General features: G+C 66.7%; 19 protein-coding genes and 2 CRISPR repeat arrays (1 of these 21 cut by a window edge). Of the genes, 7 read left to right on the forward strand and 12 right to left on the reverse strand.

What is annotated here, in order from left to right:
- Window positions 1-4 precede the first annotated feature (4 nt).
- The 6 genes from ACZ6QO_RS35730 to ACZ6QO_RS35755 all read left to right on the forward strand — a co-directional run bounded on the left by ACZ6QO_RS35730 (window position 5) and on the right by ACZ6QO_RS35755 (window position 8,384).
- Window positions 5-901 (forward strand): class I SAM-dependent methyltransferase, encoded by an 897-nt coding sequence (locus tag ACZ6QO_RS35730; protein ID WP_465857593.1) that lies wholly within the window; start codon window positions 5-7, stop codon window positions 899-901.
- A gap of 63 nt (window positions 902-964) precedes the next feature.
- A complete protein-coding gene (locus tag ACZ6QO_RS35735) occupies window positions 965-2,026 on the forward strand; it encodes an NAD-dependent epimerase/dehydratase family protein (protein ID WP_465857595.1) in 1,062 nt (353 codons plus the stop codon).
- Between the two features lie 53 nt (window positions 2,027-2,079).
- Complete coding sequence (locus ACZ6QO_RS35740) at window positions 2,080-3,087, forward strand: Gfo/Idh/MocA family protein (protein WP_465857597.1); 1,008 nt, start codon at window positions 2,080-2,082, stop codon at window positions 3,085-3,087.
- Window positions 3,088-3,122: 35 nt separating this feature from the next.
- Window positions 3,123-4,664 carry a glycosyltransferase family 4 protein gene (locus tag ACZ6QO_RS35745; protein ID WP_465857599.1) on the forward strand — a complete coding sequence of 514 codons (1,542 nt, stop codon included), beginning with the start codon at window positions 3,123-3,125 and terminating at the stop codon, window positions 4,662-4,664.
- A gap of 139 nt (window positions 4,665-4,803) precedes the next feature.
- A complete protein-coding gene (locus ACZ6QO_RS35750; RefSeq protein WP_465857601.1) occupies window positions 4,804-5,622 on the forward strand; it encodes a phosphotransferase family protein in 819 nt (272 codons plus the stop codon).
- A gap of 1,145 nt (window positions 5,623-6,767) precedes the next feature.
- Window positions 6,768-8,384 (forward strand): hypothetical protein, encoded by a 1,617-nt coding sequence (locus ACZ6QO_RS35755; RefSeq protein ID WP_465857603.1) that lies wholly within the window; start codon window positions 6,768-6,770, stop codon window positions 8,382-8,384.
- Window positions 8,385-8,533: 149 nt separating this feature from the next.
- On the opposite strand, the gene ACZ6QO_RS35760 is transcribed toward ACZ6QO_RS35755, so the two are convergent.
- From ACZ6QO_RS35760 to ACZ6QO_RS35815, 12 genes are all read right to left on the reverse strand, one after another.
- Entirely contained in the window at window positions 8,534-11,071 is a 2,538-nt protein-coding gene (locus ACZ6QO_RS35760; protein ID WP_465857605.1) for a BTAD domain-containing putative transcriptional regulator, read from the reverse strand.
- 47 nt (window positions 11,072-11,118) lie between these two features.
- Window positions 11,119-11,508, reverse strand: a complete 390-nt coding sequence (locus ACZ6QO_RS35765) for a pilus assembly protein TadG-related protein (RefSeq protein WP_465857607.1) — start codon at window positions 11,506-11,508, stop codon at window positions 11,119-11,121.
- A complete protein-coding gene (locus ACZ6QO_RS35770) occupies window positions 11,505-11,918 on the reverse strand; it encodes a TadE family protein (RefSeq protein ID WP_465857609.1) in 414 nt (137 codons plus the stop codon). The genes ACZ6QO_RS35765 and ACZ6QO_RS35770 overlap by 4 nt, the downstream gene beginning before the upstream one ends.
- Window positions 11,918-12,277 (reverse strand): pilus assembly protein, encoded by a 360-nt coding sequence (locus tag ACZ6QO_RS35775; protein ID WP_465857611.1) that lies wholly within the window; start codon window positions 12,275-12,277, stop codon window positions 11,918-11,920. The genes ACZ6QO_RS35770 and ACZ6QO_RS35775 overlap by 1 nt, the downstream gene beginning before the upstream one ends.
- Before the next feature lie 11 nt (window positions 12,278-12,288).
- A complete protein-coding gene (locus ACZ6QO_RS35780) occupies window positions 12,289-12,492 on the reverse strand; it encodes a hypothetical protein (RefSeq protein ID WP_465857613.1) in 204 nt (67 codons plus the stop codon).
- 15 nt (window positions 12,493-12,507) lie between these two features.
- The gene (locus ACZ6QO_RS35785) at window positions 12,508-13,209 is read right to left on the reverse strand and encodes a type II secretion system F family protein (protein ID WP_465857615.1); all 702 of its coding nucleotides are present in this window, start codon (window positions 13,207-13,209) and stop codon (window positions 12,508-12,510) included.
- A 188-nt stretch (window positions 13,210-13,397) separates the two neighbouring features.
- Window positions 13,398-14,243 (reverse strand): type II secretion system F family protein, encoded by an 846-nt coding sequence (locus ACZ6QO_RS35790; protein WP_465857616.1) that lies wholly within the window; start codon window positions 14,241-14,243, stop codon window positions 13,398-13,400.
- Window positions 14,240-15,529 (reverse strand): CpaF family protein, encoded by a 1,290-nt coding sequence (locus tag ACZ6QO_RS35795; RefSeq protein ID WP_465857618.1) that lies wholly within the window; start codon window positions 15,527-15,529, stop codon window positions 14,240-14,242. Before ACZ6QO_RS35795 ends, ACZ6QO_RS35790 begins: the two co-directional genes overlap by 4 nt.
- Window positions 15,526-16,218, reverse strand: a complete 693-nt coding sequence (locus ACZ6QO_RS35800; RefSeq protein WP_465857620.1) for a hypothetical protein — start codon at window positions 16,216-16,218, stop codon at window positions 15,526-15,528. Before ACZ6QO_RS35800 ends, ACZ6QO_RS35795 begins: the two co-directional genes overlap by 4 nt.
- Entirely contained in the window at window positions 16,215-16,784 is a 570-nt protein-coding gene (locus ACZ6QO_RS35805; RefSeq protein WP_465857622.1) for an SAF domain-containing protein, read from the reverse strand. The genes ACZ6QO_RS35800 and ACZ6QO_RS35805 overlap by 4 nt, the downstream gene beginning before the upstream one ends.
- A gap of 953 nt (window positions 16,785-17,737) precedes the next feature.
- Window positions 17,738-18,109 carry a hypothetical protein gene (locus tag ACZ6QO_RS35810; protein ID WP_465857624.1) on the reverse strand — a complete coding sequence of 124 codons (372 nt, stop codon included), beginning with the start codon at window positions 18,107-18,109 and terminating at the stop codon, window positions 17,738-17,740.
- A 358-nt stretch (window positions 18,110-18,467) separates the two neighbouring features.
- Window positions 18,468-19,169, reverse strand: a complete 702-nt coding sequence (locus ACZ6QO_RS35815; protein WP_465857626.1) for a hypothetical protein — start codon at window positions 19,167-19,169, stop codon at window positions 18,468-18,470.
- A 139-nt stretch (window positions 19,170-19,308) separates the two neighbouring features.
- Between ACZ6QO_RS35815 and ACZ6QO_RS35820 the strand changes: the two genes are divergently transcribed.
- Entirely contained in the window at window positions 19,309-19,683 is a 375-nt protein-coding gene (locus ACZ6QO_RS35820; RefSeq protein ID WP_465857628.1) for a hypothetical protein, read from the forward strand.
- A 216-nt stretch (window positions 19,684-19,899) separates the two neighbouring features.
- Window positions 19,900-20,174: a CRISPR direct-repeat array (repeat unit 29 nt; unit sequence GGGACCATCCCCGCGTGCGCGGGGAGCAC).
- A gap of 93 nt (window positions 20,175-20,267) precedes the next feature.
- Window positions 20,268-20,630: direct repeats of the CRISPR family, unit length 29 nt; unit sequence GGGACCATCCCCGCGTGCGCGGGGAGCAC (it continues 948 nt past the right edge of the window).

The raw sequence follows: 20,630 nt of genomic DNA on the forward strand, positions 1-20,630 counted from the left end.
AACCATGGACTTCCGTACCCCCAAAGTCGACCAACTGGCAGCCGAGATAATCCCGGAGGAGTTCTTCGAGCTGTCCTCCCAGGACGCCCGGGACGTGTACTTCGCCGACACCCGGATGCTCGACGGCAAGCAACTGGCGCACAACCGCTACCGCACCAACCCCCGCACTCTCGTCGACCATCTCGCGGAGCAGTTGGAGCTGACCGGCACCGAAACGCTGCTCGACCTGGGATGCGGCAACGGCTTCGTCCTCGAGCACCTTCGCCCCCACGTGGCCGATGGACGCATCGTCGGCTTGGACATCGCGCCCGGCGTTCTCCGTGCCGCCGAAGCGCGGCTGGCCGGCGTGGCCACCCCGTGCGAGTGGGTGGAAGGCAGCGCGGACGACCTGTCCTGTTTCGAGGACGAGAGCTTCGACCGGGTGATCGCGACGTACATGATGCACTACGTCCCAGACATCGACCGCTGCCTTGCCGAGGTACGGCGCGTGTTGCGGCCGGGCGGGAGGTTCGTGCTCACCACCGACCGCCCGGACTCGACGGTGGAGATGTACGAGATGCACTTCGCCGTTCTCCGGGACATGGGCGCGCCGAAGCGCCTGTTCAAGGCGACACCGAAGGCGCGGATCTCCATCGTGAACGGCCGGGAGTATCTCGAGCGGCACTTCGCGCACGTCGAACTGCGGACTTGGCAGGACCAGCTGCGCTTCGCGGCCGTGGAGGCGTTCATGGCCTTCTACTCGGCGCACAACTACTGCTGCGCCGCCTCTCAGCCGGGTGACCTGGACGACTCCTTCTTCATCGAGCTTCGCGAGCGCGCACAGGACCAGGTCGGCGCGGTCATCGCCCGCAACGGCCACTTCGCACTCACTAAGTTCACCGGGTCCTTCATCTGCTTTTGAACACGCTCGTCCCCGGCGCGGGCTCTACGCGCGTGTGCCACATCGACGACCGAGGAGGTCACCATGGACCACCGGCTTTTCGAGCTCGAAGGCCGGCAGGTACTGATCACCGGCGGTGCGGGACTGATCGGCACGGCCATTCGTCGGACGCTGGAAAGGGCCGGCGCGCACGTCACCATCCTGGACGACCTCAGCGGCTACGACCGGGAGACACTGGACCTGCTCGGCGTGGACGAGGACGACCCGTGCCTGCGGATCGGTGACATCTGCGACGAGGACCTCCTCCGGGATCTGGTCCGCGACAGCGACCACGTCGTCCACGCCGCTGCGTATTCCACCGTTGCCGGATGCACTCGTGAACCCGAGATCGCCTTTCGATCCAACATCGCGGGGACCGAGACGGTGCTCCGGACGGTCGCCCAGGTAGGCGAGGTACGGCGCTTCCTGTTCATCTCCTCCGCGCAGGTCTACGGGCACGGATCACAAGGAGGCGACGCGGTCCAGACCTTCACCGAGGACCAGCCGATGAGCCCGCTCAACGTGTACGCCGCGGCGAAGGCGTGGGGAGAGTGGCAGACCAGATTCCTCCTGGACGCGGCCGGCGTCGACTTCACCGTGGTCCGCCCCTTCAGCGTCTATGGCGAGCGGCAGATCCCCAAGCCTGGCGCGTACTCATGGGTGGTGGCCCAGTTCTCGATGTACGCCGCGATCGGCGACCCGCTGCCGCTCAACAACGGCGGTCGTCAAGTGCGGGACTTCATCCATGTCGACGACACCGCCACAGGCATCTGCCTGGCTCTGGTGACCAAGGCCGCGAGCAGGACGACCTTCAATTTGGGAACCGGCCGGACGACTTCCGTGCGCCGGGTCGCGGAGCTCGTTCGCGACCACTTCCCCGATGCGGAACTGCGGGACGCGCCACGGCCTGCCCAGGATCCCCTCGGCGGATGCGCCGACATCACTCGCATGACGGACGTACTGGCGTGGCAACCCCAGATCAGCGTGGAGGAGGGCGTCGCTCGCTACGCGGACTGGGTGCGCGCGGGACCGGAGACGGTGCCTGGCTGGCTCCGTGCCGAGGGTGACCGCGTCGCGAACTGGAACGCGGACCGCGACCGCCCCTGACCTGACGCCTGGTCCTGCGCACCTTTCCTCCTCACCCATCCGGCGGTGCAGTTATGACGAAACCCCTCAGGGCCGCGGTCATCGGCCTGGGTTGGGCTGGAAGCGTCCACGCCAGAGTCCTGAGCTCCCTCGACGGCGTGCGGCTGGTCGCGGTCGCCGACATAGACCCGGTACGGCGCGCCGCGTTCGACGGTCTCCGCATGGTTGTCGACGTCAGCGACATCCTGCGCCTCGGCGTGGACTACTGCGTGGTGGCCACACCGACCGCCGAGCATGAGCGAGTGGGTGCCGAGCTGGCGGCGGCGGGCGTCCATGCCCTCATCGAGAAGCCCTTGGCGTCGTCGCTGCCCGCGGCGCTACGGCTGGTGGATGCCTTCGAGCGAGCCGGCCTGATCGGGACGGTGGGACATACGGAACGGCGCAATCCCGCAGTGCGCGAACTGGGCGACCGCCTGAGCGCTGGAGACTTCGGGACCGTCTACCAGGTGGCGACCCGTCGGCACAGCCCCTTCCCCGCTCGCGTCCGCGACGTCGGCGTGGTCACCGACATGGCCATTCACGACGTCGACCTGGCGACCTGGCTCACCGGCCAGGACGTCATCTCCGTCGTGGCGCAGCTCGGTCACGTCAGCGGCGGTGCGCATGAGGATCTCGCCGCAGCCGTCCTGCGCCTCAGCGGCGGCACGGTCGCCAACCTCCAGGTCAGCCGTATCTCACCGCACAAGGAGCGCACCGTCGTCGTCCACACCGCCAAGGGATGCGTGGCAGCCGACGCCCTGACCCGCACGATCACCCATCACGCCAACGGTGAGCTCGACCCGGAGACGACGCCAAGCGACTCCTTCCCTGGCGTATCCACAGGGAAGACGAGGACGTACGAGGTCGCGGGGGCGGAGCCCTTCCGGGTGCAGCACGAGGCGTTCCGCAACGCGCTGCTCGGTCTGCCCAACGACATCGTCACCCTGCGCGAGGGCGCCGCCGCCGTCGCGGCCACCGAAGCGATCCTCACCGCGGCCCGTACCGGCATCGAGGTGACCCCTGTCACCGTCGCCCAACGCTGACAGGTTCCGTTCCACTCCCGACTTCAGGACATCCCATGCTCAATGTGGACACCGTCGTACAGTTCTTTCCCAGAGGCGGATCGGCACAGGTCATCCGCTACCTCGGCCAGGAACTCAGCGGGCGAGGACACACCGTCCGAATCCTGTGCGGGTCCCTCGGTGACAGCGGGGACTTCGGTCACGCACCCAGCTTCTATGCCGGGCTGAATGTGCAGGCCATGGATTACAACCCCGCTGCTGCCGCTTACGCGAGCGGCGCGAGCGGTATGGATGGGGAGAAGGCCCCTTTCCACCCCTCCTACGAGGACCGCGGACCTGGCGCACCGGACCGCATGTTCACCGCCGTGTCCCCGCGGACCACCCAACACCTCATCTACGCGTGGGTGGAGCACCTAACCCGCCACCGCAGCCCCGGGCCGGACGTCGTCCATCTGCATCACCTGAGCCACATGCAGACCGCCGTCCGTCGCGCCTACCCTGGACATCTGGTCGTCACGACCCTCCACGGCACGGATCTCAAACTTCTCGACCAGGCTCAGCAGATCACCCGGTTCGCGGCCCGCCTCGGCACGCCACTCACCACGCTCAGCGAGGCGTCCGACGACTCAGAGCTCCTGGACCGGCACCTGCACGACATCGCCGGCCTCACCGATGAGGACCGTGCTCGTGCTCGTGCGATCGACTGGCGACTGTGGCCGTACGCCGACCTGTGGAGCGTTCAGATGAAGCGGTACGCCCGTCAGGCGGGTCGCATCGTCGTGGTCTCCGACAGCGACCGGGCCGAGGCCGGCCGGCTGTTGGGCATCCCCGCAGACGACATCACCGTGGTGCCCAACGGAGTGGACACCACCCACTTCGTCCCCCAGCGCCTCAACGACGACCAGCGCTTGGCTCTCCTGCGCCGGTGGCTCGCTGACGATCCGCGTGGGTGGGCCCCGGGCCGGGAACCAGGCAGCATCCGCTACATCTCCGACGACCTGGACCGGCTGATAGACGCAAGTGGCAGGCTTCGACCCCTCCTGCTCTGGGTCGGCAGGTTTCAGAAGGTGAAGCGGCTGGACTTCTTGCTTCGAGCCTTCGCACAGGTCCTGAAGACCGCGGATCCCGCGCCCGCCCTGATCCTGTGGGGCGGCTATCCAGGCGAGGCAGAGGGTGAGCACCCCCTGCGCACCGCCCAGCTGCTCGGTATCGAGCAGCACGTCTACTTCATCGGATGGCGCGGCCACGACGAGCTTCCCGACGGGCTCAACTGCGCCGACGCCATGGTGGCCCCGGCGGTCAACGAGAGCTTCGGCATGGTCTACGTCGAAGCCCAAGCATGCGGCACCCCGCCGGTTGCCACGAATACGGGCGGTCCAGCGAGCATCATCACCACCCGCGGTACTGACGCCAACGGCTGGACGGTAAGACCCGATGATGTGGAGGACCTGGCGGCAACCCTGTCGGCGATCCTCGCCGATCCGACCGAGCGAGCACGACGAGCCGCCAACGCCGTTCAACATGCTCACCGCTCCTACAGCTGGACCACCGTGGCCGACCGCTACGAAGAGCTGTACGAGCAGGTCGCACACCGGTGAGCTGAAACCAGCAGCAGGGACGGGCTCCGCAACAGGCCGATGAACACTGGTGCGCCCCTACGCTGGGATAACCTCGATGACCCCGTCGACCTGAACCTTGCCCGGCGTTCAGGCGAACCCGAGCGGCAGGAGGGAAGACATGGCCGGCCAATCGAGCACCCACGGCATCGAGATGCACCCGGACCGGGTGGTCAAGACCTACACGTCGTGGGGCCGGGGCGAGCACGAGCAGGAATGGCGAGCACTGACCCTCCTCGCCGAATACGCCCCGGACCTGGCGCCCCTCCCCCTGCAAGCCGACCTGCAGGCAGAGCCACCCAAGGTGGTGATGTCCCGCCTGGACGGCGAGCCACTCCGCGGTCAAGTCGTCACCCCAGAGCAGTTGGAGGCAGTCGCCGAAGCGATCAATACCCTCCACGAAGCCGTTCCTCCAGCAGTCCTGGCCGATATGGCACCCTCCCCATGGAATCCACGAGCAGCCGTGGCGAAGGCACTAAGACTGCGAGCGGACCGACCGGATCTCGGCTCCGACTCCATGGTGGCGGAGGCCTTTGCGGCGGGAGCACGGTGGATCGACAGCTCCCGCCTGGAGGAGCTGGCCGCGGCGCCGGCGAGACCCGTCCTGGGTCTCTCTGACGGCAATCTGGCCAACTATCTGTGGGACGGCAAGAAAGTGCGGTTGGTCGACTGGGAAGACTCCGGCCGCAGCGACCGCGCCTTCGAACTCGCCGAACTCATCGAACACATCTCACAAGTCGACGGCACCTTCGACGGCGCGGCCTTGCTGCCCCACATCACCCTCACAGCGGACGAAGCCGCCCGGCTACTGGCCTTTCGACGCATCCTCGCCTTCTCCTGGCTGTGCCTCCTCGCCCCCGGTGGTCTCGCCTTCTCTCGCAACCCACATGGCACCCTCAGACGTCAAGCTGAGCGGCTGATCAAGCTGCTGAGACCGTGACTCATTTGGGGTTGGTCTTCGGCTTGGAACCGGGGTACGTGCTCAACCAGTTGCGCACGCTCACCCGCACTGGCGTGGACTGCACTGCACTCGGCTGGCGCATCATCCTCACCGGCGAAGCCCGCTCGCCCGGCTCTCCGGGCTTACGACGAGCATTCCGTCGGCCCACTAACGGTCACCGAAGACGGCCTGGCCGCGGTCACGCATGCCACCGTCATCGGCAAAGCAATCATGGCCACCGCCGCTGGCGCCGGTGTGTGCGGTCTGCTGGAGTTCCTAGCCACCGACGAAGAGATCCAGGACACCGTCTCTGCTCGAACCGAGGCGAGCGCTCTGATCGGCTTCAGCGGCCGACACCGGTGTTCCTGAAGCTGCCCGATGACGCCCAGCTCGCCCGAAGCGCCGGTCGGCATCCAGTACCTAATCCCCGGGTGCTCATCCCGGTCATTTCGACGGCGACATGCCGCAAGGTCGCCGCTGACCTTCGGCTCTACGGGTCGGATCAGTTTCACCGAGGCCGACGGAGAGAAGGTCCGCATCACCTGGCACCGCCGTGGGTCGAGACCGTGACCACGGCCAGTTGACCGGCGGGACGCAGGGCGATGGCGAGGTCAAAGATCCGGCCGCGGACGCCGACGGAGATTCTGCGGGACCTTGACGATCGCGTCCACGTACAGCATCGCACCAGCGTGGTGGTCGGCGTCGCCCTTAATGCTTACGTGATCGAGGTCGACGACTCGGGGCGGGGTTGACCGCTCGTCACGCCACCACGGGTGCCATCACCATGATCGCGCTACCGTAGACCCAACCGAAGTCTTTGGCCACGGATGATCGTGATGGACATACTTCCACTAGAGGGTTGTCTGCCTTGCATCAAAACCCGCGCCTCGTATGAGCCGGCGACCTGCGACAGCAGGTTGTGATGAGCTTACTACATGGGTGCTGTGTGTCTGTATCGTCTGATCCATGCACCGCGACTGCACAGAAAGAATCGCGTGAATTTATGGTGAAGTTTGGCAGGGCCTGCACGGACGCGCTCCTGCACACCGCCGCCCGCAATGCGATGCCGTAACGAAGAAGTCACGACTTCGTCGCCCATACCGACCCTTATCGATCGGCCCTCTAGCTTGAACCATCGTCGCTCTATGAATGCGGATGAGAGGCGCGGTGACTTGGGGTTTCTGCATGACATTGCCGCCGCCCCCTTCGGGGGCCTAGCGATAATCTCGGCCATCGGAACGGCAAGAACGGCAGGACTGCTGCTGGGTCTCGGCGAGGAACGGATTTTTCGGTTGCGGCCGAGTCGAATCCTTGGAGATCTCGCGCTGTTCGGGGGGGCTGTCTATGTGCTGCTCAAATTCTATGTTGACCAGAAGCATGAATTGGACCTCAACAAGATTGATTGGATTCCGGTTGACCTGACGGTGCCGGTCATATATCTACCCGTCGCAGCACTTCCCATCTTGTTCTGGCTGGGACGCAGGGATTACAATGACGCACGAAAGCAGCCGATGCGTGTGATCGTCGGTTCTCCTGCCGTAACCTTGAGTCGGACGATCATCGGATCCGCCAAACCGTTCATCAGGCGACGATCATTCGACGAGTGGCTGGTCTCCGAGGTGCAGGAGATTTGCACTTTCATTCTTGATGTGTTCCTCGGCAGGATCTTCGCTGAACGTAAGCGATGGCAGGCTACATTCGAAGAGTTACGTTGGCAGATAGACCACGACTCACGCTCGTATCCCCAGTATGGTGCCCTCAATTCGCGCTCGCACCGCCGCGGAGACTGTCCGGGCTCAACCGTTCCTGCCGCATCGCTCGCAATCGGGATGTGCCTGACGGTGTGGATGCTCCCACGATGGATACCCTATTTCCAGGAGGTAGCCAGCGCTCTCACCATCCGTGGCGTCTCATGGACTTCGAGCCACGGGCCTCTGCTGCACTTTCTGGCGGCGCCTGGTCTACCGTTCGGTCTCAGCCCGTTGGACGGGTTCACAGTGGCGCTGATTCTTCTGCTCGCCTTCTTGCCGTCTCCAACCGTACTCGTACGCGTTGGGCTCCTGGCTCTGGCGATTGGCTATCTTAGCGCCGGATTTCTGCTCTTCGTCTCAGCTGCGAAGGTTCCGCTGTGGGGTGTCGTGATGCCTATACCTGTGGCCTGGGCCGCAGGTCGGGCGGCCTTCGTCGCGGATGGACGCGTGGCGCTCTCGGCATACGCTCCCAATCCTGTCCCGTTTGGGGCCATGATAACGAGGCCAACGGCGATTTCCATCGGATATGTGGCCGGGTTCGGCGTAGCGTCCGTGGTTGCGAGTCCATTGGTGGTCATTTTCTATCGGAAAGGCGACTCACCGCCGCCCTACGTCGATACCATTCTTACACTACTGGAGATCAGCGCAAAAGAGGGCACCTGTATTGCCGGAACGATTCTGGTGGTGACACTGACCATGCATGGGCGAGGAGCGAAGATCCTCGCCCGGGCGGCAACGTTTTCCTTCGCGGGCCTCCTGCTTGCAGCCCTCCTTCTCTTAGCGGGCGAATTCCAGTGGATTGTGCAGGACAAGCAGGGGAATCTGCAGGTTGAGTTCTTCCCGTGGGGCCAAATGGGCGGGAACCGGGCCACCCAGTCGACGGTGGGGCCTGCTCCATCGTTCTGGCTGAGTGGGCCTTTGCTGGTAATCGTATGTTTTCACCTGATAATGACGTTTCTCCTCCTCAAGCCCGCTGGAGTCGGACGGTTGCCGAGACCCGAGCGACCTTAAACCTGCGCCCTAGCTCACGGCCCTTGACGGTGTTGCATGCCGCGCCTACTCTCGATGCGGCGTAACATGGCAGAGGCCCAGGTCGTTTCCAGCAATCTGCAAATGCACCATACTGAGGGCAGACGGGGCCATCTAGGAACTTCTCTGCCTCAGAGCTCAGCAATCAACTTCTCTGTCTCGCCAGTAGGGCTCACACCTATCTCTTGCAGGCGTCTCTGCAGCAGTGCGGCGGTGCTTCGTGCCTGGCTGCGGCGGTTGAGGTGGAGTTGGAGGCAGATGATGCGGCGCCACGTCTCCTCTGGGTCTGGGTCGAGGATGATGATGCGTTCGAGGACATCGAGAGCCGCCTCGGGGTTCTCTGCCTCATAGAGGTCGGCGAGTTGGCTCAGTGCGTCGACCTGGATGCGGGTCTGGAAGTTGCGGTTCTCGTCGATCCACTCGCAGGTCAGGCCCTCGGCTAGTACGCCACGGCAGAGGTCCGCTGCGCGGGTGAGGACGGCGACTCTGTATGGGCGATCTTTGGTGGTGCGGGCCTCGCTAAGGGCGGCCGTTAAGTCCCATAGGTCGACGCTCACCATGGCGGCGTCGAGGCGATAGGTGCGCCCGTGTGCGCTGACGAACGGGGCATCTCGGTGCCCCTTGTCCACGTAACCGCTCGCCGACCTGAGTGCGTCGCGCAGATGGCGGAGCGTGTTGTGCACCCCCACGTCCACCACCTTGTCCGGCCACAACGCGGCACAGATCTCGTCCCGAGAGGCACCATCGGGGTGCAGAGTGAGAAAGACGAGCAGTTGGAGTTGCAGACCGGTCAGTGGCACCGTCCCTGGTCGGCCCTTGACACGGATTTCAGGTCGGCCGAGGACGGAAACCCGGATGAGTTCGGGTCCGTTCCAGACGTCCGGGCCTGGCTCGCTCGGTGCGGCCTCTGAAATCTGAGGGCCGGAGGGCTGGTCGTTCGCGGCGGCGAGCTGGGCGAGGCAGTCGGCCGCGTCCTGAAGGGGAAGGCGGAAGAGGCGTGTCCCGAGAAGGTCGGCCGCCTTCGGCCCCTCCGCCTTGCCGACCGTGCCGTCCTCCTCCACCTCGCACGTCGTTCCCGCAGGCCAGTCACCGAGGAGCAGTGCTCCACTACCGGTACGGTCAGCGGACATCAGGATGGCGCCTATGCCTCGGTCGAAGATCTCGTCGGTCAGCGAAGCGACAAGCAGAATCGCGGGCAGCACTTCTCCAGGATCATTCCGGCGGAGTTCGTCAATGTCGTCCGCGCCCCGCTCGATCAGCATGCGGCTTCTGGTGAAGTGGGTCTCGGTGAAGCGGTCGATGGCCACGCCGACCGTTTCGACGACGGTCAGTCCCGGTACCGTCTTCGCCGCGTCTTCAACATCGCTTAAGAATGCTCCGAAGAGTGCCTGGACATCGCGGGCGCTGATGATCACCTCACACCGGAACCGGTCCGCTTGGCGCAGCACGTCGAGAACGACTACACGAGCCGCATCCTTCGCTCCTGGTCCGACGAGCCCGAGGCTCAGTCCTGCCGGCTGGATTTCGACGCCAAGCTGGTCTGCGCGACGTCCGACGAGCAGCTTGTCTGGGACGTCGATGGAGAAGCCGGCGCGCATGAGGTCGGTGTCTGAGGGCGGTTCCCGATCCTCTGCAGCGTATGTGCGTAGATGAGCGCGACGGAGCGCTTTGACGGCCGGGGCGGGTTCTGGCTCTGCTGACAGTGCGGCCGTGGTCCCCGCTTCAGCGGGTGGCGGGAGCCGGCGCCGGCGGCGGTGAAAGCGAGAGGCCGCGTAGGCGGCGCTGATACCGGCGGCGAACGCCATGGACACCACTCCACCGGAGGGAAGCTCTATAGCGACCACTACTTGCGGTGTCGAGTGTGGCGCGAGGGCCCGCGGTGCGGTCGGTGAACTTTCCGATGGCCGCACAGTGTCAGAGGTGGTGGCTTGAGAGACGGCCGTCGACGGAGATGCTGGTGTAGGTGGCGCCTGCCTTTCTTGTGCTGGTGGGCTCGGGTCGGCAGGTGCGGCCTTGCCATTCGGGGCTTCGTGGTCGCGGGTGGAGGCTGTGGGTAGGCGGAGGCGCCAGCCCGGGATGATGCGGTCCGGGTTGGTGAAGACCCGTCCGTCGGCCTGCACCTTGTGCGCGTTCAGTCTCCAGATGCGGTTCCATTTGCGCGGGCTTCCGAGCTTGTCGGCCGCGATCTTGGAGAGTGTGTCACCACGCTTGACCACGTGTACTGGGTTCGCACCCGTCGAGTGAACCGGTGCACTCTGCGAGGTGTATCTGATCGAGATCGCGTTCGACGGCTCCTGCACATCGATGGCCAACGAACCCGTGGCCGGCTTCGGTGGACTGAGGAGGACGCTGCCATCGATCGGCACTACAGCGATGACCAGCGAGCCGATGAGTCCCGCCGCCATAGCCTGCATCGGCCCGAGCAAGGGGACGTGGATCTCCACGCCTTGAACGCTGGCGACGACCTCGACGATCAACGCGACCGTGAACGCTGCCCAGAGCAGCCACAGCGGGCAGGCGAGGATCTTGAGCAGGGCCTCGTCGGGTATCGGGCTCACGAGCGTGTGCTCGATGTCATCCCAGGACGGAATTCGCTCCGGTAGAGGCCAACCGGCGAACCGGACGAGCATGATAGGAAGGCCGGCTTCCGTCATCACGAGCACAGTCACCACGGCGAGCATCCGGATCGCTACGCCAAGGAGACCTAGCGCATGTCTCATCTCAGCACCCCTGTCACACCGCGCTGAGCCACCGCGGTCGCCCGGCCGGACACTCGGAAAACGCCTACTCCGGCGAGGCGCAGGATCTGTGCGGACTGGACGGCGTGGACCACGACCGTCACCGCGTCACCGGAGACCTCAACGGTCGCGGTGTCGGGTGTCGTGGCGACGTACGCAAGTGCTGCAGCACGGGCACGTGCCCGGTCCAGGCGGATGGTGCCGGTACGCCGGTACGCCGCGAGGTCGAGGTGCTGGGCTCCCGCACGCGCCGCTTCCTGTGCCTCGTTGAGGGCTCGCACTCTGGCGGCGAGCGCCAGGCCGCCGTCCAGGACGAGGCCGGCGAGCAGGAGCACCCCGCCGACGATTCCTGCCACGAATGCGGTCACCGTGACCTCCAGTAATCGACCGGAACGACGAACCTCGCGGTGAGAGCGGTAGCGCCGGGGATGCGGACCATCGCCACATCGGCCAGTCGCACCCGGCACGTCACGTTGACGGTGACGTTGCCGCCGGGGCGGAAGGAACCGAGAGCCACGTTGACCGTGCGGCCGGCGCAGGTGATCCGCCTGGCGGCCAGAGCGGCCTCCGTCGCTGAACGGGCGGCGGCCGTGGCCGAAGCCGGGGTACGCGCCAGGGACGCCGCTCGCGCGGCTTGGTGGGCGGCGTTGTTCACGTCGAGTCGTGCGGACACCAGCCGTCCCATGGCGACGGTCAGGAGCGCCAGGAGCATCAACATCGGCGTGAGCAGTACCAGTTCGACGGCTGTCGCTCCTCGGTCGTTCTGTGCGCACCCCATCAGCTGTCTCCGATTCCGCGGAATCGCTCGACCGGTCCGTATGCCACCGAACGCACTGGAAGGCGTAGGAAGGGCACGACGGCCTGCGCCACGCCGCTGACCTCGACCCGGGCCGCGTCCGTCGATCGCGACACCGAGACGCGGACGTCACGCAGAGTCGAGCGTCCAAGCTGGGTGAGCAGCGTCGATGCCTTCGCCCGGCCTGCGGCGGCACTGGCGCCGTACACGCGGGTGGACGCCAGGGCCTCCATGGCCGTCACCTGCGCCACGTGCACGGCGTGCTGCCAGATGCCGAACTGCGCGATCAGCAAGATGAGCACCAGGACGAACGGAAAGGCCACGGCCGTCTCGGCGGTCACCGACCCGCGCTCTATCCCAGATCGATGGACTTCACCTTCGCGAGGACCTTGGCCAGCAGAATGGCACCGGCCGCGATCGCGATGCCGACGAGCACCGCAGTGACGATCACGCTCTCGGTCGTGAAGCTGCCCCGGTCCGGCTGGTCTTGAGCAATGTGTCGGCACTGCTGCGGGCGCTCCTTCATCGCGGTGTAGAGGGACATGAGTCGGATCACGATTCCTCCTTCGGGTCAGAAGCCGGCCAGTACGGAGGCGACGGCCGGGTAGCCGATGAAGAGCAGGAAGCCGGAGAACAGGCCGACCACGGGGAGGCTCATCCGCTCCGTCGCCCGCTGGGCCACGATTTCGATCTCCGTGAGCTGATGGGCTCGTAGTGATGCGGCCTTGGCCGCGAGCGACTCCCGTACTCGCGCCCCCTCGGTGCCGGCCAGGCCGACGGCGGCCGCCAGTTCGGACAGTTCCCGCACGCCGTACTCCTCGCCCATCCGCCCGAGCGCCGCCCACGGCGTACGACGGGCCGCCCCGGCAGCCTGTAGGGCACCGCGGAGCCGCGTGAATGCCCACCCATCACCGCCCTGTGCGGCGTCGGCCAGGGCGCCGTCGACGCCGCGGCCTCCAGCGAGGGAGATGACGACCAGGTCCAGGAAAGCGGAGAGTGCGTGGCGGAACTCGGCTCGCCGCTCGCCGGCCTGGGATCTCACCGCGAGGTCGGGAACGAGGAAACCGAAGGTGCCGAGCAGGGCGACGGACCAGACGGGTATATGCCACAGCACGGTGAGGCCACCCAAGGCGATGAGGGCACACACGGAGGGGCCGAGCAAAGCGAAGATCAGAGCCGACGTCACCTTCTCGCTCAGGTAGCGCTCCACGGACTTGCCGCAGATGGCCAGATCATGGCGAGTACGAGCTCCGGGCAGGCCGCGTGCTGCCAAGGGCTGCATGAGGGGGCGGCCGAGACGCCCGCTCCATCCGGCGTCCGGGTCGCCCATCGTTCTCTGCGGGGTGCCATGACGTAGCCGCTGAAGCTCCTGAGCGAGCGTGAGGCGCCCTGGCCAGAGGCCGAAGACGATGGAGAGGAGCCCTAGGCCGGCTCCTGCCCCCAGCAACATCGCGAGCGCCATCAGTCATCGCCCCCGTCGAAAGCGGTGAGGATTCGCGCCGGCTCACCCACCTGGCTGAACCGGTGGAGCAAGAAGAACGACCCCGCGAAGATGAGCCCGGCGGCGAGCAGGATGAGCTGCCCCTGCGCAGGGTCGTAGGGATCGAGGAACCGGCGGTTGAACAGCATCAACGCGCCCACCATGGCGATCGTGGCGGTGACGATCGTCCGCACCGACGACCTGGTCTGGGCACGGCCGGCGGCTACGCGCAACCGCATGACGGCCTGGGCTCGCGCGGCGGATGCCAGGCTACCGAGCAGCTCACCGAGCTGACCGGCCTGGCGCCCCGCGGCCAGAATCAGCGCGGCGCACACCAGGTCACCGGTCGGATCGGCCAGCTCGTCGGACAACTGCTTCAACGCCGAAGTCAGCCGCACGCCGCGGTCGACCCGCGCGGCGAGCTCGGCGACCTGAGGCCGTATGGGTTCGGGGGCGATCGGTGCGGTGGCGCTGATCGCCTGGTGGAGACCGGCCGAGGCGGCCAGGATGTCGCGGAGCATCTCGGCCCAGACGGCGATGGACTCGATCTTCGCCACGGATCGTGCGTGTTCGCGGTCAGGGCCCAGCAGTTTCGGCAGGTACCAGGCGGCGAACCCGGCGAGCGCGGCACCAACGGGCCAGCGCGTGATCGTCCCTGCCATGACAGCGACGCCGACACACGTGGCAGCGTGCACGAGCGTTCGGGGATTCAGGTGGAACCGGTGCTTGTCCTCGACCTGGCGCCGTTGTAAGCCGGACACGATGACGAGGATGCCGATGCCGGCTCCGACTCCGATCAGCGCGGCGAGGAGCGCCTTCTCGGTCATGAGGTGTACCACTCCTCTACGTCGAAACCCACGGCCTCCAGCTCATCGAGGGTCTCGCCGCGGAGCGGATGGGCCCGTACCGCGTGACGATCTGGACCCGGCCGGCAGATCTCGTTGGAGACGACGGAGATGCCCTCGCACCCCACGACCTCCCGGATGCTGGACAGGACACGGGTGCCGTCCAGGGCGAAGGCCATGTGGATCACGAAGTGCACGGCCTCGGAGACCAGCACGGCGCTGGCCTCCATCGGCAGTCGCTCTGCGGACTGAGCGGCGTAGGAGGCGAGCTTCGAGAATGCGCCCTTGCTGGAGCTGGCGTGCAGGGTGCACATGGAGCCGTCGTTGCCCTGGCTCATCGCGTTGAGCATCGGGATGACCTCATCGCCGCGAACCTCGCCGACGATCACCCGTCCTGGGGACATCCCGAGGGCCGTGCGAACCAGGTCCGCGAGTGTGACCCGCCCCTGGCCTTCAACGTTGGCGTGCCTGGCCTGCAGGGCCAGGACGTTGCTATGTGCGTCCCTGTCGCGGTCCAGGCCGAGTTCGAAGTGCTCCTCGATGGTGACGAGCCGCTCGGTGCGCGGGATCTCCGAGGCCAGTCCGCGCAGCAGCGTGGTCTTTCCGCTGCCGGTGGCCCCCACGATGACGATGTTCTTGCGGGCGCGGACGATCGCCCGCAGGAGGCCTTCAGTGCGCTCGTCGAAGCTGCCGTTCTTGCGCAGCTCTGGCAGCGTCGCCCTAGGATGCCGGTGACGGCGGATCGACACGGCCGGCTGACGGGAGACCGACATCACCGCGAACAGGCGCGAGCCGTCGGGCAATTCCATGGAGAGGATGGGAGAGCCGGGATCGAATCGCCGCTCCCCTACGCCCAGCAGTGCCGCAGCCGTGCGGATGAGTTCGGCCAACTCCTCGTCGGACTCGGCAACCGGGTCGACCTGTTCTTCCCGGCCATCGGCGTAGGTGACGTGCACGTCGTTGAAGGCGTTGGCGTTGATGTTCTCGATCTCGGGGTCGTCCAGCAGTGGCTGGAACCCGCCCAGGCCGAACAACGCGTTCTCGACGGCACGTGCGACGAGTGCCTCGGTACCGGCGTCCAGCGGTGGCCGACCGGCTTCGATGGCCTGGCGGGTGTAGGCGTCCAGAGCCTCGATGAGCAGGGCTCTGCCGTACTCCTTCCGGTCATTCAAAGCCATCGGCGGGCGGCCGCTCTCTTCGTCTGCTTGGCTGCGCGCCGCGAGCTTGTCGGCCACCTCGGCGCGTAACTGCCGGATGATCTCCTTCATTTGGACGCCTCCAGCGGTGCGGCCGCTGACAGCGTCATGCCGACCCGGCGAGCGGCCCTGACCAGGCGGGTTCTTTGCCGGCGTCCTTCGAGGAACGCCTGGGCGGCCGGGTCGTTAGCGATGTGGGCGCGGATGGGCAGGCCGACGGCCTCGGCCACCTCCGCAGGGGGATACGCGCCTCGGCCGACCAGAACGACCTCGGCATGGGGTATGGCGTCCGCCAGACCCTGGAGGTGGGCGAGTTCGGTGAGTCTGGGACGCGCCAGAACGAGAACACGGTCCGCGACTGCCGCGAGCTCCGTCGAAGGACCGGCCAGCCGCCCCAAATCGGCGACGACGGTGGTGTCCGGGGACAGGTTTCGTAGCACGTCGGGAAGCGTCACGGTCAGGGCGTTGATGGCCGCGTGCGCCTGGTCCTGGCGTGCTGGAGCGGCGATGACGCGAAGGCCTCTGGGCAAAGCTTGGCTATGCTTGAACAGCACTTCGGGCTCCCGGTTGCGGCGCAGTTCGGTGGCCAGTGACGCGATGCCGGGATCCGGTTCGAGCTGGAAGTGGCCGGCCAGCTCGCCGCCCGAAGCGTCGAGCTCGGCGAGGACGACCGCGCCATCGGGCCAGGCGGCCGCCAATGCGAGCGCGAAGGTGGTCACACCCGGCGAGTTCTTCATCGAGGCCACACCGATCACGGTCATGGCTCCTCCGGCGAGATCTGCAACAGGCTGACGAGGCCCTGAGCTGCCGGAGCAGTGATCTTCTCGGCGTCACCCTTCCCGAGCAGGAGCGTCACCACGGCGGGATTCTGCGGCTGTTCCGGCTGGCGTACCCGCGTCACCACCGCAACGACGAGAGTCGTGCTGCCCTTCACATTCGTAGCGATCGGATCCCCGGGGACCACGGCCACCGCGACACGGTCACCGGCGGCAAGGTCCGGCGGGTATTGCCCCGCCTTGACCGCGACTCCGATTACCGCCTGACCGGGCTGGGGATAGGCCGGCTCGCCGACATTCCCTTTGGTCAGCAAGGCACCGGCGACCACGGGCATCCGGAGCGTCCTACCGACCACGCTCTTGGTCTGTTCGGCCGGGATCACCCTCGCGTCCACGGAGCCCTTGACGGGACGCAGGTCCGCGGCCGTGAGCACGTGGCCCGCCGGCAGATCGGTCTGCACGGCGATCGCCCCTTCCGGATTCTCGGTCCGTAATGTGACGGCCGCTGACGCGAACGCGCATCCCATGACGAGGATGCCGCCGAGGAGCACTCGACCCGCGCTACGCCGCCTCTTGGGTGTCCCGGTCGCCGGCCGTACCGGCTTGACCGCTGTCATGGTCACTCGTTCTCCCGTTCAAGACGTGACGATCGCTTGCGACTCGGCGACGCGGAAGTTCGTGGCCGCGGTGGTGGTCAGAGCCGGGAGCGTGCCGCTCCGCCCCGTGGCGGTCCATGTGATCCCCCACGTGACCGTGGCGGTCACCCGGTACCTGGCGCGGATGGCCTGTGCGCTCGATTCCAGGTAGGTGTGGCCACACGTAGGCGACGGCCGTCGCGGATCATCCTTGCCGTCGCGGTACCTCGTGCCTGGCCCTCGGCAGATGACCGTCGTCCCGTCGCCCATGGTCCAGGTGACGCGGGTAGGCGTCGCCGTGGCGGTCGCGGTGATTCCTCCCGCGGCGGCGGTGACTGTATACGGGTGCCACGTGGTGCGCGAGACAGCCAGCCAAACGGGGAGTCGCACCAGTTGCGCATCCACCGGGCGGGGAGACGACTCGATCCTTGGGGCGGGGAGCGTGAAACGACTTCTCGCGATCAGGGCCACTGCCAGAGGGGAGATGGAGGGGCCATCGGTGCTCTCGCTGTCGGGGGCGTCCTCTGGGCCACCGTCGCGGACCACCATCCCAGGCTGGCCCGCACAGGTGACCAGCATCCAGCGTCCGCTGCCCGTCGCACCGGCGGGAGCACTCGTAGGTGTCGAAGTGCACCTGGGCGCTGACCCGGCCCGTAATGCGCTGTCACCCCCGCCGCCGCGCCGTGGCCCGCCTAAGGCGGGAGGCGTGTTCCACCAGCGCCGAGCCTCGGCTGCGCAGCCGGGGCCACCTTGCGAACCGCATGTGATGAACCCGCTGCCGCCTCCATCGTCACCACCTGCGGCAGCGACGGCATGCGCAGTGCCCACGACGGCGGTGCAGGCCATCACAAGCACGGGCGGGAAGCGCGTCAACATGTCCCGACCTCCCGCAGTACGAACTCGGTGACGTACCAGGTGTCGTCGCGGAGGATGAGTTTCGCCATGGTCTTGTGCCGACCTGCCGACGGTGTATCTTTCGCGGGGCCTCCCGACCTTTCGTGGACGAGGAACCTGGTGTCGTCCACACAGTCGGTGATCTTCGCCTTGGTCGGCTTCAACGCGGGGGCGAGTGAGGTGACCTTGGGGTGGAGAACGGGTTCACCCTTGATCACCTGCTGCTTCCGATGAGCGAGCCAGAGACCGTGCCGGAGGATGATCAGTGCGTCACCGGTGGCATGTTCGCGGAGCCGAGCGGCACTCCAGTCCGCCGTCCGCGCGGCGGAGATGAAGTCCTGCCACATACCTCGATAAGAGGTCAGCACGGCCTGCTTCACCGACCTCTGAGGATCGGCTGGCAGGCTTGTATTCAGAGAGGGCGAGGGCCGAGTCGGCGTGCTGGTGCGACCAGAGTCAGACTGGCACGCGCTGAGAGCCCATAGGAGGAGGGCCGCCACCGCTAGGAGGCCACAGGACGTACACCACCGCAGCATGATGCTCCTCGCAGTTCGTGTGGGGGCGACCGCGTGGAGTAGTCACTGTAATACTCTCCGTTACGAATCTCTAGTCCCGATAGGCCTATCCCGAACCCACACGGGACGACCACCTCAGGGCGATCACACTGCCACCACTGGCCATTCCGGCCCGGTGTTGGTGATGAAGTCAGCGTGCCGCGGGGAGTTCCGCCAGGACGATCTCACCGGCGGAGGCATAGGCGGCGACAGCCGGCGCGACCGTGCTGTCGACGATCACGGTGACCATGCCGGACGGCGCGCCCGCGACGGAGTTCTCCACGCTGTCGATGCGGGCACTCGGCGCCAGCACCCGATATCGCCCTCCAGGGCCGCCTTGCACGGAGGCATGGACAACCTGAACCCGGTAACCCACCCGCAGACCGCCAGGGTATTGGCCAGGCTTGAGCGCCAGGCCGACCCGGGCCGCACCGGCACCGAACTCAGGGTTGGCAGCGACGGTCATCGCCTCGGTGAGCAACGTCCCCGGCACCAGAGTCACCTGGGCGAAGCGGCGAGAGTACGCCCCCCTTTCAGACCAGGGCAGGTAGTCGAGCCCGGCGTCGGGAACCTGCGCCTCCTCCAGCGCGGCCACATCGAGCGGTTGCCCGGCGCCGATGTGCTTGGCGACCCGGATCGCCGCTACACGGTGGCCACTGCGCATGACCAGCAGAGTCGTGGTCAGCGCACCGCCGACGATGAGCAAGAGAGCGAGCGCCGCCAACCCTGACCTACGACGACGAGCCACGACCGGCAGCCTGCGCACCGTCGGCTCGGACAACAACCCACGCTGCTCCCCGCCGACGGCCGCAGGGCTTTCCTCGGGAGGAGGAGGGGTGGTGCGGATCGGCAACGAAGTACTCCCTGCTCAGCGACACTAAGACCTTAGCCAAACGAGCATACGGGCTGGTACGCCAACCCTTTCACGTATGGTAGCCGATCGTTTACCTTGAGTGACACAACGAGTTCGCTTCGCTGTAAGGGGGTTCGCAATGCTCCGCCGGATACTTCTCGTAGCCACTATCGCCTTCCTCAGCACCTCGTCCACCACGCCGGCCGCCATCGCGGCCACCGGCCCGTGGACCGACCGCTTCCCATCTGGCGCGGCTACCGCCACGGTCGACGCCCACCGCCGAAGCATCACCGTGTGCGACCACGATCCGGACGCCTCGCTGCGCTACAAGGTCGACTACGCCACGGACAACCCAGTGGGACCGGCCGTCCATACCGTGGTGGCACCGCCGAACGGATGCGCGAGCGACCGCACCTGGGTGAGCTGGATCCAGGTATTCAAGCTATGTGCCGGTCACCGCGCCTTCGGCGACATCGTCTGGTATCGGTGTAATGCGCCAGTCTGGACTAGCTGATCAGTCAAATCCGGGCGGCGAGTCGGTGCACTAAAAAGTGGACCATCCCCGCGTACGAGAAGCACTCGAGGGACTGCTTGATGTAGACGCCGAGCATGGCCCCCCGCGTGCGCGGGGAGCACTCTCCACATACGCCCCGGCCAGGTCAGCTTCCGGGGATCATTCCCGCGTGCGTGGCGAGCACGGGCATCGGGGGCTCCGTTCTGCTGGTCAGACGGGACCATCCCCGCGTCCGCGGGGAGCACGCTTCCATCGGCGCGGGGACACGCCTGGTCTTGGGACCATCCCCGCGTGCGCGGGGAGCACTCGCTGAACTACGACCCCCAGCGCGGCTCGCTGGGATCATTCCCGCGTGCGCGGGGAGCACAGCGGGTGAGCGCAGATCCTTATTGGGAGATCGGGATCATCCCCGTGTGCGCGGGGAGCACGTCGTCGTCTGTGCCGGGGCCAGGACATGCCGAGGGATCATCCCCGCGTGCCCGGGGAGCACAGGCGGAGCCAGAGGAGTCGAAGACGCCGGCGGGGATCATCCCCGCCGGCCGCGGGGAGCACACGACCGTGGCCACGGTGGTGCCGTCGGCCGGGGGATCATCCCCGTGTGCACGGGGAGCACACCGCGTAATGGCCGGTGTTCAGCCCGGGTCCGGGATCATCCCCGCGGGCGCGGGGAGCACTATCTCCTCTCCGAGCGGGCGATCATGGAAGAGGGACCATCCCCGCGTGCGCGGGGAGCACTACTCCTACCGCATCGGCCGGTCGCTGTCGCCGGGACCATCCCCGCGTGCGCGGGGAGCACCGTGTCTACACCGGCCTGGGCGTGCCTGCGGTGGGACCATCCCCGCGTGCGCGGGGAGCACATTCCGGCCGACCCGCGGAGCATCGTGCAGGTGGGACCATCCCCGCGTGCGCGGGGAGCACGATGTCGCCACGGTAGATGCCGCGCTCGT

The sequence above is a fragment of the Sphaerisporangium sp. NPDC049457 genome (assembly GCF_055586705.1).